We start from the raw sequence: 14,455 nt of genomic DNA, 5'->3' as shown, positions 1-14,455 counted from the left end.
CGCACCAGTGGATACCGCAGCACCAACAGTGACTATCGAACTTGAAGAAAGTAATTTAGTTAATCCGCATATCACAATTGAGTTTAGTGAAGTGCCTTATGATGTGAATGGTAACCTTTTAACAGCAGAACAGGTAAAAGGGTTGCTTACAGTACAAGGTTTTGATTTTGATTCAACTGCGAGTGATGGTGGATTAGAAACTAAAGATGGTGGTTTAACTTGGACTGCACCAATTACCTATACATCTGGTGATGCGAAAGCTGATATTGCTGAAAATACTTATTTTGACGCTACAAAAAATGCAGGGTCAAAAGGAGGTGATGTATTAAAAGCACCAGAAGTTATTTCTAAAGAACCAACTCAGACTGTGAAAGTTACTGGTGGTGATGATGGTAATGGTTCATTTAAAAGTAGTAATTCTAATGATAATGCTGGTACTCCTAATGACTCAGCAGCTAAGAAACATAATACAAATGTTCAATTAAGTGCTGATGATCTTGATACAGCGAGGATTATTATTAACTTGACATTGGTTGATAATTCATTTGCATTATTGGTGAATGGTCAATCAATTATTGATAAAGGTTCAAATACAAATACACCTGTATTCCAGTTACAAGCGGGTGATAAGGTACATGGAGACAATCAGATCATATTGCAAACTGCTGATGGAAAACCATTTGGAGATGCGAATGGCACTACACCGTGGAATGAAAATATCCATGGGCTACCTCGTATCCAAGTTGTGGTAGATAAAGATGGTATTCGTTTCTTTGCAAGCTCATCAACGTCAGAATCAAAGTTAATTGAGCTATTTATTTCTGACGCAGATAAAAGTCGAATTAATTTGCCAGATTTAATTGTAGGACAAAATACAATTTCTATCTGGAATCATGATGGTACAGGTATAGATGGCATTGCTGGGAATGTAAAAGTTCTAACTGGTGAAGGTTTTGCAATATCGGATGATGATGGTGCTGAAGTATCAAAAGCTGTTATTAAAATTTCTGGTGATTTAAATGGAACAATTATTACTCCTGTATTACCAAAAGGTATAACAGCTCTTTGGAATGATGATAAAACTGAATTAACCCTTACTGCGACAGATGGTGCATTGCCTCATGAAGATTTCTCTGATGCGATCAACTTACTTATGTTTGGTGTTAAAAAAGGTGAGTCTGTTACTAATAGTGAGCGTCAAGTCGAAGTTACGATATATGATGAAGATGGTTTAAAATCTAGTACAGCAACGGGTACTTTGGATTATAAAGCAGGCTTAGGTAATGTTTATATTAACCAGTTTGACTTTACTGATCCAACGATTAAAACGGTTTCTGATACTCAAGCGAAAGAAGGTGAAGATTTAGAACATACCATTACATTGAGTAAAGCGACTACGCAGGCAACTGAATATAGCTTTAAGTTGGGGGCGGATACGGATACAGCAAGTGCTTCAGATTATGGAACACCAAGCTTTAGCAATGGTGTGACTTATGATGCTGCAACAGGGAAAATTACAGTACCGAAAGGTGTTGCAAGTTTCACTGTAACCTATACAGCGACAACAGATAATGAAGTTGAAGGTACTGAAAATGTCACGCTTGAAGTTGGTGGTGTGACAGGACAGGGTGAAATTATCGATGTGGTTGTACCTACATCAGGTTTAACCATCCATGTTGAAGCGAAGTCAAGCAGTTATAGTCAGGATGCTGATTTAGCCACATTTGATAAATGGAAAGGAACAAATGGTATTTGGAAAGTAACAGGGCAAACCGATGTATTTACTGATAATAATGGTGCAAATGCAGGTTTAATTGGATTACAGGGCGATACGTGGAGTACAACTAATGGTGATCCAACGGTTTATCAACTTGTTACAGGTACGATCCCTGCCAATGCTTTAATTGCATTGAATATCGGTTGGAACAATGGTTATTGGGGAACTGCAGAGAGTGGTAAGGCCGTATCAGGAACAATTTCCTACAATAATGTAGATCTTATTAAAGTTACAACATCAGCAGAAAATGGACGTAGCGATTCTCCTGCTAATAACGATATAGTGGGTACTGTGTCTGGTATGGGCAAAGTAGAGATATTGCATCCTGATGTTGTATTAACCATCAATGGTGTCACGTATAAATATGGTGACTCAATTGATTGGAAAACATGGAGTACTTATTATTCTGATGGTGATAAACGTACCCAAGGTCATTTCCTAATTGAAAATGGTGTACTGGATAAATTCCTGATCTCTATTCCTGCTGATGCTCAAATACCAACAGCTGAAGGAAATAAACTCGCTATTGCCTATGATAAAGCAGGCGAAGCAGATGGTAATGGGCGTGATGATATTCAAATCAGTAGTTTTGAAATCGTGAATGCACCTGCGGATCGTAATGTAATTGTTCCTGCAGGAACAACTGACAATATTTTGGAATATGTCAATATTTCATCAACAACCAATATTGATGGTCTAAAATCAGCAGTGGTCAAAATTGACAGCGGTTATGTTGTTGGTGATGCTTTAACTGTAGATTTAGCTTCTGTAAAATTAAATAACTCAGGAGCTACACTTGCAGACTATTTTGAAACAGCATTCAATAATGGTACTTTAACCATTACAGCAAGAGATGGTTCTGAATCAATTGAATATTGGAATACATTATTACAAGCAATTAAATTGACATCAGCGGATGGGGCTCAAAAAGATATTAGTTTCCAAGTCACTGATGACCAAGGTAATGTAAGTAACAATCAGATTGTTTCTATTAAGTCAGATGTATCAGCAAATTTTGCAATGTTCTCAATGGATTATGAAGACACTAGTGACATCATCTTCGATCTACTCAACGATGACAACACTGGTGGCAACATATTAACCACAGTAGATCACTTCACAGCTGCAGATCAGATTGATGTTTCAGACTTGCTTGACAACAATGCAAACTTTGAAAATATCAGTGAATACCTCACTGTAAGTTATGATGCCAATGCAGACCAAGCAGTGATTTCGATCGACCGTGACGGTACAGCAGGTAGCTATCAAAGTACTGAATTGTTAGTGTTGAACAACCAAACAACTGATGTGACTTTGGATGAATTATTGAAAAACAATCAAATCATCATTTAATGATGATTTGATAACGGATAATTTATTCTAAATAAAAAAGCTCCTTCGGGAGCTTTTTTATTGGCTAAGAAACAATATCTTAAGGCATTTATATGCAATTGCTGACTTAGCATAACTGCTTTAATTTTTCTTGTATCGAGTTAAACCGACCAAAGGAAGAAGAGACTTTACTATGTCTATGTACAATACATGATTGAAATATAGACTTAAAAAGTGAATTTTGATTTTGATAAAGGCGCTCTATCTTTTCTGACAAATGTTGGATTTATTTAAGTCAATTTAAATATACCTCATAAAGATTAAGCTAAAAGAATCGGAAAATAACATCATTATGGACAATGTCATGCGTATGCAAAATGATCATAGATCAGAAAATAAAAAAGCATTTCGACCTAAGTTATTGTTGGGTTTTAAGATTATTTCAATTTCATTGTGTACAGCATTGTTTGTTCCACAGCAGATACTAGCAGCACCTGCGTCAAAATTGGATTTAACCTTATCAGAGCATTCTAAAAATAAAATTAAAGTGCTGATGAATGATCCTAAGGTCTGGAAGCAAATTCCTAAAACAGTCACTTTATGTGTTTATTCACCTGATGGGGCAAACAGCGAAGCTTTTGAGCAAGCAACCAGTTATATCAGTGAAATGCCTCGTATCACGCAGATTGCCAAAGAGTTTGGTGTGAATATGAAAATGACACGCCCAACTAAGTTGTCTATGCAAATTGATTTAGATTATCCAAAATTAAAACAAAAGGCTTCCACGGATATTCAACTCAAAGTGTATACCGATGAGCGTGTACTCACAGAAGATTTTCGTAGTAAACGATGTGATGGCGCAGGAATCAGTAATATCCGTGCGCGACAATTTAACCCATTTGTGGGTAGTATTGACGCAATTGGTGCAGTGCAAAATTATAAGCAACTCACGTCAGTGATTCAGTTATTGGCACGCCCAGAATACGATGCCAAAATGGTCAATAAAGATTATGAAATTGTTGGTATCGTGCCATTGGGTGCTGCCTATATCATGGTCAATGATCGTAAAATTGATACCTTAGCCAAAGCCGCAGGTAAAAAAGTTGCTGTGATGAATTTTGATGCGACTCAAAAGAAACTGGTTCAAAATGTTGGAGCACAACCTGTTTCTGTCGATTTACTCACAGTAGGCGGTAAGTTTAATAACAAAGAAGTCGATATTATGGCGGGGCCTGCTTTGTTATTTAAACCTCTAGAACTCAGAAAGGGTATGACGGATAAAAATGGCAATGTGGTCGGTGGAATTATCAAATTCCCACTGATTCAAGTCACAGGGACGTTGATCATGCATCGTAATAAATTCCCTGCAGGCTTGGGACCTATTGCACGTGAAATGATTTCAAAACAACTTTCTCCTGCGTTCCAGTTTGTTGATAAACTGGAAAAAGATGTGCCTGAAAAGTACTGGTTCGATATTCGTGAAGCAGATAAACCAGGCTATATTAAAATCATGCGTGAAGCACGAATTGCAATGACCAAAGAGGGCTATTATGACCCAGCGATGATGAAGATCTTAAAGAAAGTACGTTGTGGTCAAAATCCTAGTAGCTTTGAATGTGCTTTAAATGATGAATAAAACCGTGCCTTAATTAGGACTTAGGATTAAACACTAAGGAGTAGAGTGATGTTTGGCTATACTTCTTTTTTATGTGTGATTGATTTACAACTTGCTTAGATGGATTAACTTACATACATTACGGGAATCAATAATAAAGTTTGCTGTGATGAATAGATATTTAGTCTTGGGTCTTAGTTTTATTTCTACATTTGCTTATTCAGCGCCTTATAAGACAGGCGATATTATCTTTCATACTTCCAAATCTGCACAAAGCCAAGTGATTCAAAAGGCAACGCATTCACCTTATAGTCATATGGGGATGATTGTAAATAAGCAAGGGCAGACTTGGGTATTGGAAGCTATACAGCCTGTGAAATATACACCATTAAAACAATGGGTTGATCGAGGAGTTAATAAAGCCTACGTTGTAAAACGCTATCGGGTGGATTTAACGCAAAGTCAGCAAAATAAATTAGTTAAAGATGCAGAGGCATATTTAAATAAACCGTATGATATCTATTTTGAATGGAATGATGATGCGATTTACTGTTCTGAAATTGTGTGGAAAGCCTTTAAAGGTGCGTTGGGAATAGAATTAGCTCCCTTAGCCCAATTAAAAAGTTTTGATCTTACTGATCCAAGTGTGAAAGCATTGATGAAACAGCGTTATGGGCAAAAAATTCCTTTAGATGAAAAAGTGATTGCACCAAGTGCTATTTTTAAATCTAAGCAATTAATTACGGTTCAATGATGTTTAAGAAAATTGATTTGAGTGTTATTTAAAATAATAGATGTAGACGTAAAAAAGCCTGAGTCGTATTGCTCAGGCTTTTTTATGAGATGTTTCAGCGTGAAACAATCTCGAATATGGCGTCCCTACGGGGATTCGAACCCCGGTTACCGCCGTGAAAGGGCGATGTCCTAGGCCTCTAGACGATAGGGACAAATGAGGCAAACCTTTGAATTTAGAAACTAAACCATTAATTTAATGGCGACCCTACGGGGATTCGAACCCCGGTTACCGCCGTGAAAGGGCGATGTCCTAGGCCTCTAGACGATAGGGTCGTTTCAGAGGTGGGCGTATATTAGGGTGAATATGGAAAAGTGTCAAACCTTTTTCTGCAATAAAAACTGAAATAATGTTTAGATGTTTAAAAACACAGCAATATTGGAAAATCGCTTAAATTATGAAGAATTTTCAACCATTTTTAAGCCATATAAATTGAAAGCGCGTTCACAGTCCCAACTTTCAGCTATATCCATGAAATGAAGTTATTTTAATAGCATACTAAGGTTTGGATCGATGTTGATATGTTCATTGATGTGCTTTTCCTCGAGATTCAAGGGTGGAAATAAAAAAGTGCAGTCGATTGCTGCACTTTTTTGCTATTGCTCAGAATGAAACCTTATGAGATTTCATTCTTATTTTTATAGAGTAAGGCATAGCTAATATAACAAGCGATGATAAAGATCATACAGCAAATAAAACCAACAACCATTTCTGGGTCAAATACCATGCTGATACAGGTAATTAAACAGAAGATAAAGCCAAGAATCGGTACGATGGGGAATAATGGTGCAGCAAAGCCAAGTTCAGCTTTAGTATGACCTTGTTTGTACCATTCACGTCTAAAGTTAAATTGGCTAAGACAAATACTCATCCAGACCACAACCATGGTAAATGCAGCGACACCGAGTAAGTTCTTAAAAATTGTTTCAGGTGCAAATTGCTCTGAAAGCAAGCCAGGTAAAGCACCAAACATTGTCACAATGACTGCGATGTAAGGGATACCACGTGCATTGACTCTAGAGAATATGCTTGGAAGCTGCTTCTTGGCTGAAAGTGACCACATCATGCGTGAGGCAGCAAATAAGCCTGAATTGGCAGCAGAGAGCAATGCCGTAATGATCACGAAGCGGATAATGTCTTCGGCGTATGGAATTCCAATATGATTAAACACGGTAACGAATGGACTACTACTGACGCCATGCGCGTCTAAACCTGCCATCTCATGTGGAAGTAATGCACTGATGACAATAATTGTTCCAACAAAGAAAATCAGCAGACGCCAAATCGCAGTATTGATTGCTTTGGGTACATTTTTAGCAGGATCTTCAGTTTCACCAGCTGCAACACCGATTAGCTCAGTACCTGAAAAGGCAAAGTTCACAATGAGCATGGTGGTGAATATTGGGAATAAGCCTTGAGGGAACCAACCCGCAGCAGTGAGGTTGCTAAATAATGGGGCTGTTTCTTGACCTTGATAATTCACAATACCAAAAATTGCCAATAAACCAATCAAAATAAAAGCAACGACAGTGATCACTTTCACTAGGGAGAGCCAAAATTCAGACTCAGCAAACCATTTGGTAGAACTCATATTTAAGCCAAAAACGATGGCCGCAAAAATAATGGTCCAGAGCCACATCGAAATATGTGGAAACCATTCCTGCATCAGCAAGGCAGCAGCAGTGAATTCTGTACCTAAAGTGGCAGACCATGTTAACCAATATAGCCAAGTGACGGTATAACCTGTACCAGGACCGATATATCTGGAAGCATAGGTGCCAAATGAGCCAGATTCAGGCATGTGTACAGCTAACTCACCCAAGCACAGCATCACCATATAGGCAATAATCCCACCAAGGATATAGGAGATAATTGCACCAATTGCGCCAGTTTGGGCAATCACTTCACCAGAACCTAAAAAAAGTCCTGTGCCAATCGCACCACCAAGCGAGATCATCACCAAATGGCGTGTCGTCATTGCACGTTTTAGTGGCGATGATGTAGGGGAGGCATCATGTGGATGAGGTGATGGCTGCATAAGTGTCGAAGTTAAATAAAACGAGAAGCGCGATATTTTAGTCCAATTGATAAATAGTGCAATGACTGCGTGGTTTTTATGCTAAATAATCATTACTATAAATGTATGCTATATAATTTTATTTTTAAAAATAAAGAAAAAACATATAGATAGTTTTTGAGTTTGTTGTAAATGCTTTCGATAAATTACTAGATATAAAAAAGCCTGAGTCGTATTGCTCAGGCTTTTTGATGAGATGTTTCATCGCGAAACAATCTCGAATATGGCGTCCCTACGGGGATTCGAACCCCGGTTACCGCCGTGAAAGGGCGATGTCCTAGGCCTCTAGACGATAGGGACGTTATGAGGTGATGCGTATATTAATGATAAATGTGGCAACTGTCAAAGTAATTTTTGACAGTAACTAGCTTAAGTGTTTAAATAACAATCATTTAAAAATATTAAGAAAATAACCAAAAAATTGGGGAAAAACTGTTAATGGTGAATTTAGATCACTTTATTGAGCAAATCGATTTTGAAGTTAATCAGTTTAATGTTGGAGATCGTTTGTATCAATATTCAATAGTGCTACATAAATATAAGAGTTGGTTTGAATATTATTGTGATGAGAAGCGTATTCAGGTTAAAACGGATGACATTATCCTAGTATTCGAAAAACTATTAGCTGAAAGTGCATCCAGCCATTTAAAAAAACAATTGCAAGCGATCAAAGAGAGCAGTGTTACAGTCTTTCCTTTGCATCCTGAAAGTTTATTTAAAATTTATCTTATTTTAAAAGTACGACTGCATCAGGTTGGTGATCCGCATGTTGATTTACATCTTTTTTATCAAAAATTACAAGATTATTTTGAACGATTAGAAGACACTTCTGTTGACTCCTTTGAACAAGTCGTTACAAGAGAGCTTCCTGAAATTAAGGAAAATTCAAACTCTAATCAAGTGTTTTTGCCATTATCGATCAGCATTCTCGCGATGACCGGTTTAAATTTTTTACCTGCGACGAATGTGCGTTTATTTATTCAAATTTTAATGTTTATTATTGCGGGTATATGGATATTTAACATTCAGAAACAACAGAAAACCAAACGTGATGAACCTTATTTAAAAAAACTAGATATTGTTTTTTCACAGCCCTTTCAATAAAAAACCAGCCGAAGCTGGTTTAAAAATAGATCTAATTTTCTTTGTTATGATACAACCAATAGTAAGTTGCATAACAGGCTGCCATAAACAACAAGCAACCAATAAACCCAGACAACATTTCAGGATCAGCTGCCATACTGAGTCCTGTTGCGGTACAGGTAATAAAACCGAGAATAGGGACCAATGGATACCACGGCGTTTTAAATTTTAAATCGGCTAAGGTTTTTCCACTGGCAAGCCATTTGCGGCGGAAATTAAATTGGCTCCAACAGATACTCATCCATACAATCACCATGGTAAAAGCAGCAACCCCTAGTAGATTTTTAAAGATGACATCTGCACCAAACTGTTCAGACAATAATCCAGGTAAACCGCCAATCATGGTCACAAGAATCGCAATGACAGGTGTGCCAGATTTGGTTAATTTTGAAAAGATTTTCGGTAATTGTTTCTGAACAGAGAGCGCCCACATCATACGAGAAGCCGCATATAAACCAGAGTTTGCTGTAGAAAGTAGGGCGGTAATAATCACAAAACGCATAATATCTTCAGCGTATGGAATCCCGATCAAGTTAAATACTGATACAAAGGGGCTATTACTGATGCCTTCGCCATGTGCTGCTAAACCTGCATCTTGGTATGGAAGAAGTGAACTGATCACAATGATCGTTCCTACAAAGAAGATCATCAGACGCCAAACAGCAGCATGAATTGCTTTAGGGACATTTTTTTCAGGATTTTCTGTTTCACCTGCCGCAATCCCGATCATTTCTGTACCGTTAAATGCAAAATTCACAATCAACATGGTGGCAAAAATCGGGAATAACCCATTGGGTAACCAACCATGTGCGGTTAAATTGCTAAATAAAGGTGCAGATTCATAACCATGAAAAGGAATCAAACCAAAGATCGCTGCAAGACCTAGTAAGATAAAGACCAGCACGGTCGCCACTTTGACAAATGAAAGCCAAAACTCAGACTCAGCAAAGAAACGAGTTGAAGTCAGATTAGAAATTAACACTGCAACAATAAAGACCAGCGTCCATAACCAAATAGATGTGGTGGGAAACCATTCCTGCATCAGCATTGCAGCAGCAGTGAATTCTGTGCCTAATGTTGCTGACCAACCCAGCCAGTACATCCATGACACCATATAGCCTGTGCCTGGACCAATATTCCGAGAAGCAAATGCACCAAATGAACCTGTCACAGGTTGGTTGACAGCAAGTTCACCAAGACACAGCATGACCATATAGGCGATTAGGCCACCGATGATATAGGAAATGACTGCACCGATAGGACCTGCTTGTGCAATCACTTCACCAGAACTTAAAAATAAACCAGTACCAATGGCACCACCTAAAGACAGCATAATCAGATGACGTCTGGTCATGGATCTTTTTAAGACAATAGACTGTCCATCAGCATGATTGTCGAAATTTGACTGCTGATTTGATTGATCGGGAGATTGCATAGAGATGGAGAAACAGTTTTAAAGCATTATTTTAAAGGAAAACGTGAAAATTCACAAAATAAAATATAAAAACAGAGATGAAAGTCTAAGAAAACTAAATATTTATAAAGATAGTGATAGAGAGTGAGAAATTTGAATAATTATAAAATAGATGGCGTCCCTACGGGGATTCGAACCCCGGTTACCGCCGTGAAAGGGCGATGTCCTAGGCCTCTAGACGATAGGGACGTTTAGAAGATGGCGCTATCTTATTGATCCGCCATCAAAGTGTCAAGTAAGTGTGGAGCGAGTTTGTTCAAAATATAGCAAAACAGTTCAGCCGTTTTTTGTGTGTCATATAAAGCAGAGTGTGCTTCATGACCATCAAACTCAATTCCTGCTTGAATACATGATTTTGCTAATACAGTTTGACCAAACATCACCGCACTCAAAGTCACTGTATCAAATACAGAAAAACTGTGAAAAGGGTTTTGATTTTTAGTGCCAGTACGTGCAATGGCAGCTTTTAAAAAACCTAAGTCGAAGTGTGCATTATGCCCAACCAAGACTGCGTGGGTGCAGTGTTGCGCACGACGAACTTCATTGACCGCTTTAAACATGCGCTTCAGCGCAGATTTTTCATCTTCTGCCATCGCAACACGCATTGGATTAAATGGATCTACACCGATAAAATCCAATGAACGACGATCTAAATTTGCACCTTCAAACGGGTTGATATGCGCATGATGCGCTTCACCAGGTACAAATTTTCCATCAGCATCATAGACAATGGGAATGCATGCTATTTCTAGCAATGCATCAGTATCCGCATTAAAACCTGCTGTTTCTACATCAACAACGACGGGTAAAAAACCACGAAAACGTTGTCCAATCACAGGTAATGTTTCAGTTGTCACACCTTTCTCCATTGAATGGTTTTTCCAGCATAGAGCGGGATAATTTGTTCACCATTCAAATAATCTAAACTTTCAGGAATAACCTGATCTTCTTTGACAAGAGTAATCTTATTTGTGTTGCGAGGCAAACCATAGAAGTCTGCACCGAAAATACTCGCAAAGCCTTCTAGACGTTCGATCTTACCGACTTGGTCAAATGCTTGTGCATAAAGCTCAATCGCTGTTGGTGCGCTATAACAACCTGCACAACCACACGCATTTTCTTTGGCATTTTTAGAATGTGGCGCACTATCCGTTCCAAGGAAAAACTTAGGATTTCCACTGGTTGCAACTTCAAGTAAAGTTTGCTGATGAGTTTGACGTTTTAAAATAGGTAAACAATAGAAGTGCGGTTTTACACCACCCACCAGCATATCATTACGATTAAATAATAAATGTTGCGGTGTAATCGTTGCCACAACATTACGATCTTGTTCAAGAACAAAATGTGCTGCTTCACTGGTGGTAATGTGTTCTAAAACTAATTTTAATTTTGGAAATTGACGCAATAAAGGCGCAAGAACTTCATCTAAAAAGCGTTTTTCACGATCAAAAATATCGACATGATTGTGAGTAACTTCACCATGCAATAACAACGGAACCTGATGTTCTTCAAGTTGTTCAATTACAGCATAGACTTTACGAATATCGCTTACACCGTTGTCAGAGTTGGTGGTCGCACCAGCAGGGTAGAGCTTAATTGCGTTTACATGTTCAGATTCTTTAATTTTACGCACTTCAGTCGGTGAAGTTTGATCGGTAAAATAAAGCACCATACGCGGGTCAAACTGAATACCTTCAGGAACATGCGCCATGATACGTTCACGATAGGCATTTGCCTCTTCAACCGTTTTAACAGGTGGAACCAAGTTCGGCATACAAATCGCGCGAGCAAATTGTTTGGCTAAATCAGGAACTGTACGTTGTAAAGCAAGACCATCACGGAGGTGAGCATGCCAGTCATCTGGCTGAAGCAAAGAGATCGTATTCAAGGCAATTCTTACTGACAAATAAAAGAGATAATAATCCATTACACTTTAAAATGATAACAGCAATTTCTAATCAATAAGCAGAATTAAATGATTAAAAACAGCCCTAAAGCTTATAATTTATGCAATCTGGTTATGTTACTGTCATATTAAAGTGTTAACGATTACATTTATAAAATCATCTGTAGAGTCAATAATAGAATGAAATATACAGTTGAGCATAAAAAACATAAATTTAATCGCGTAATAATAATTTGTACTATTGCATATTTTTGTTAAAAAATGATAATAGCATCATATAAAGGTTCTATTTACGTACTGTTTTGGTGATTAAATTATTCAGTTATGAGGTAGAATGTTATTGATTTTAATTTATTTAAAAACAGTGATTTAAACATGCTTTAGTGTGTTTTAAATAAGTTTAATTAATAAATATTAAATCAATTATAATATTTAGTCATAAGCGAGTTTAATATGGGCAAGTTTCTGCCGAACTTTATTTGTATCATCTGCCTTGTTGGGTTAAATATTCAAGTCCAAGCATTTGCGAAACAAAATAAGAAAACTGAAAATAATCAAGAATCTATTTCTGAAAATTCAAAGCAAGATTGGTCTTTGAATGGTATAAATACAGCAAATTGGTCTGCTCATTTAGGGCGCGGACAATTTCCTGTTTATGCACGTGCGCAAGTCATGTTGAATAATCTGCATGCCTCACCCGGTGCAATTGATGGAAAAAGCGGGAAAAATTTTTTAAAAGCACTTGCAGCATATCAGCAGATCCAAGGGTTGCCGATTAGTGGTGAATTAGATAAACAGACATGGGATAGTTTACTTAAAAATCAAAAATCTGCTGCGTTTGCTGCTTATCAGATTAGTGCAGAGGATATTAAAGGCCCTTATGCAAAAGCAATTCCGCGTAATTATGCTCAACAAGCAAAAATGAGAGGGCTTTACTATACGCGGGTCACTGAAATGCTCGGTGAGAAGTTTCATATTGATGAAGACTTTTTAAGGCAGATCAATCCTAAAGCGAATTTTAGAAAAGTCGGCGAGACGATTAATGTACCTATCGTTCGCAACGATCTTCCTCAAGATATTTCTTTAATTATTGCGCATAAACCAGCTCGGCAACTATATTTATATAATCATTTAAATCAAATGATTGCTTCATTCCCTGCAACTATTGGCGCATCGGGTACACCATCGCCCAAGGGGACACATAAAGTGATTAAAGTTGCACCTAATCCAGTATATATGTATAACCCGAAAAACTTTGTACAAGCGGGGAATAAGAAGAAGTTATCATTGCCACCTGGACCTAATGGGCCTGTGGGGAATATGTGGATTGCGTTAAGTAAACCGACATTTGGTATTCATGGAACACCAAATCCATCGTCAATTTCAAAAACAGCCTCTCATGGTTGTATTCGTTTGACCAATTGGGATGCCAATGATTTGGGGCGTAAAGTGCAAGAGGGCGCTGTCGTCATATTTTTAGATTAACTAGATTCATCTGAGTAGCAGCATATTTAAAAGGCTATCCATGTAAATGTTTAGCCTTTTATTTGACTAGAAAGTTCTCTTTATTAATGTCAAATGTGAGTCAAATATCAAATTTATACACAAGATACTGAATTTATTCGTTATGATTAATTATACGTTTACACTTAAAAGATGATTATTGCATGAGCACAGAAAAAAAATTATCGACTCAAGAAGTGATAAGACTCGAACGTGATTTGGCTAAATTTGCCAATATGATGGATTCAGTGGTTCGGATTCCATTTACCAAGCAAGGGGTCGGTGCAGATGCCGCACTCAGTACGATTCCTGTTGCTGGAGATATTGCTGGTTTTGCTATGACTTGTTATGCCGTATATAAAGCCAAGCAAATTGGGGTACCCCAAGAAAAATTGAATGGTGTACTAAAATTAGCGGTGATGGATGGCATCGTAGGGTGTATTCCAATTGCTGGAACTTTGTTTGATATTTTTATTCGCCCTAGTCGTAAAGCTTTGGACGTCGTACATGAACATATTCGGAATGAATATCAAATTCAGAGTGATGATCATGTGGTACATCCATTTCTGCATGAAAAATTAGAACAAAAACAACAAACTTCGGCTTTCTGGAGAAATCCAGTAGTGGCGTGGTTATGGATTCATATTCCAGATATTTTAGGACTGATTGTTCTGGTCTTGATTGGGATTGCTATGTGGTTTGGTGTACAAATGCTGTGGGATTGGTATCAAAGCTTCCAGACAAAGTAGACGGTGATGAGTGGTTTTTATCGAAAATGGCGGATTTTAATTTTTGATTGACCTTGTAAATAACAAAGCCTCCATCTAGGAGGCTT

At 37.7% G+C, this 14,455-nt stretch carries 10 protein-coding genes and 4 tRNA genes; 6 read left to right on the top strand and 8 right to left on the bottom strand.

Annotation, left to right across the window (positions count from 1 at the left end; all coding sequences use genetic code 11):
- From EXE10_RS03540 to EXE10_RS03530, 3 genes are all read left to right on the top strand, one after another.
- Positions 1-3,130 (top strand): type I secretion C-terminal target domain-containing protein (locus EXE10_RS03540; protein WP_130112375.1); only part of this gene is annotated, 3,130 nt, incomplete at its 5' end.
- 349 nt (positions 3,131-3,479) lie between these two features.
- Positions 3,480-4,745 carry a putative solute-binding protein gene (locus EXE10_RS03535; RefSeq protein WP_228256774.1) on the top strand — a complete coding sequence of 422 codons (1,266 nt, stop codon included), beginning with the start codon at positions 3,480-3,482 and terminating at the stop codon, positions 4,743-4,745.
- A gap of 148 nt (positions 4,746-4,893) precedes the next feature.
- A complete protein-coding gene (locus EXE10_RS03530; protein WP_130112374.1) occupies positions 4,894-5,478 on the top strand; it encodes a YiiX family permuted papain-like enzyme in 585 nt (194 codons plus the stop codon).
- 117 nt (positions 5,479-5,595) lie between these two features.
- Here the strand turns inward: EXE10_RS03530 and EXE10_RS03525 are convergent.
- The 4 genes from EXE10_RS03525 to EXE10_RS03510 all read right to left on the bottom strand — a co-directional run bounded on the left by EXE10_RS03525 (position 5,596) and on the right by EXE10_RS03510 (position 7,894).
- A tRNA-Glu gene (locus EXE10_RS03525) sits at positions 5,596-5,671 on the bottom strand.
- A 45-nt stretch (positions 5,672-5,716) separates the two neighbouring features.
- Positions 5,717-5,792 (bottom strand) — tRNA-Glu (locus EXE10_RS03520).
- Between the two features lie 341 nt (positions 5,793-6,133).
- Entirely contained in the window at positions 6,134-7,555 is a 1,422-nt protein-coding gene (locus tag EXE10_RS03515) for an amino acid permease (RefSeq protein WP_068974896.1), read from the bottom strand.
- Positions 7,556-7,818: 263 nt separating this feature from the next.
- Positions 7,819-7,894: transfer RNA gene (locus tag EXE10_RS03510), tRNA-Glu, on the bottom strand.
- Between the two features lie 138 nt (positions 7,895-8,032).
- Here EXE10_RS03510 and EXE10_RS03505 point away from each other — a divergent pair.
- Positions 8,033-8,698, top strand: a complete 666-nt coding sequence (locus EXE10_RS03505; protein ID WP_130112373.1) for a hypothetical protein — start codon at positions 8,033-8,035, stop codon at positions 8,696-8,698.
- A gap of 31 nt (positions 8,699-8,729) precedes the next feature.
- Here EXE10_RS03505 and EXE10_RS03500 read toward each other — a convergent pair whose 3' ends face one another.
- The 4 genes from EXE10_RS03500 to pyrC all read right to left on the bottom strand — a co-directional run bounded on the left by EXE10_RS03500 (position 8,730) and on the right by pyrC (position 12,099).
- On the bottom strand, positions 8,730-10,172 hold the full coding sequence (locus EXE10_RS03500; RefSeq protein WP_130112372.1) for an amino acid permease: 1,443 nt from the start codon (positions 10,170-10,172) through the stop codon (positions 8,730-8,732).
- Positions 10,173-10,324: 152 nt separating this feature from the next.
- Positions 10,325-10,400 (bottom strand) — tRNA-Glu (locus EXE10_RS03495).
- A 20-nt stretch (positions 10,401-10,420) separates the two neighbouring features.
- The gene (rnt, locus tag EXE10_RS03490) at positions 10,421-11,080 is read right to left on the bottom strand and encodes a ribonuclease T (protein ID WP_068974893.1); all 660 of its coding nucleotides are present in this window, start codon (positions 11,078-11,080) and stop codon (positions 10,421-10,423) included.
- Complete coding sequence (pyrC, locus tag EXE10_RS03485) at positions 11,065-12,099, bottom strand: dihydroorotase (RefSeq protein ID WP_130112371.1); 1,035 nt, start codon at positions 12,097-12,099, stop codon at positions 11,065-11,067. Before pyrC ends, rnt begins: the two co-directional genes overlap by 16 nt.
- A gap of 471 nt (positions 12,100-12,570) precedes the next feature.
- On the opposite strand from pyrC, the gene EXE10_RS03480 reads away from it, so the two are divergent.
- Both EXE10_RS03480 and EXE10_RS03475 read left to right on the top strand, forming a co-directional pair.
- On the top strand, positions 12,571-13,602 hold the full coding sequence (locus EXE10_RS03480) for a L,D-transpeptidase family protein (protein WP_130112370.1): 1,032 nt from the start codon (positions 12,571-12,573) through the stop codon (positions 13,600-13,602).
- A gap of 182 nt (positions 13,603-13,784) precedes the next feature.
- Positions 13,785-14,369, top strand: a complete 585-nt coding sequence (locus EXE10_RS03475) for a DUF4112 domain-containing protein (RefSeq protein WP_130112369.1) — start codon at positions 13,785-13,787, stop codon at positions 14,367-14,369.
- Positions 14,370-14,455: the final 86 nt, after the last annotated feature.

The sequence above is a fragment of the Acinetobacter sp. WCHAc060033 genome (assembly GCF_004209125.1).
Lineage (GTDB): Bacteria > Pseudomonadota > Gammaproteobacteria > Pseudomonadales > Moraxellaceae > Acinetobacter > Acinetobacter wuhouensis.
Note: the sequence above shows the minus strand (reverse complement) of the source record. Positions and strands in the feature narration are given on the sequence as shown.

Coding starts and splice junctions, on each gene's coding strand:
- EXE10_RS03505 (WP_130112373.1), top strand. CDS start 8,033: ATGGTGAATTTAGATCACTTTATTGAGCAAATCGATTTTGAAGTTAAT.
- EXE10_RS03515 (WP_068974896.1), bottom strand. CDS start 7,555: ATGCAGCCATCACCTCATCCACATGATGCCTCCCCTACATCATCGCCA.
- rnt (WP_068974893.1), bottom strand. CDS start 11,080: ATGGAGAAAGGTGTGACAACTGAAACATTACCTGTGATTGGACAACGT.
- EXE10_RS03500 (WP_130112372.1), bottom strand. CDS start 10,172: ATGCAATCTCCCGATCAATCAAATCAGCAGTCAAATTTCGACAATCAT.
- EXE10_RS03535 (WP_228256774.1), top strand. CDS start 3,480: ATGCAAAATGATCATAGATCAGAAAATAAAAAAGCATTTCGACCTAAG.
- EXE10_RS03480 (WP_130112370.1), top strand. CDS start 12,571: ATGGGCAAGTTTCTGCCGAACTTTATTTGTATCATCTGCCTTGTTGGG.
- EXE10_RS03530 (WP_130112374.1), top strand. CDS start 4,894: ATGAATAGATATTTAGTCTTGGGTCTTAGTTTTATTTCTACATTTGCT.
- EXE10_RS03475 (WP_130112369.1), top strand. CDS start 13,785: ATGAGCACAGAAAAAAAATTATCGACTCAAGAAGTGATAAGACTCGAA.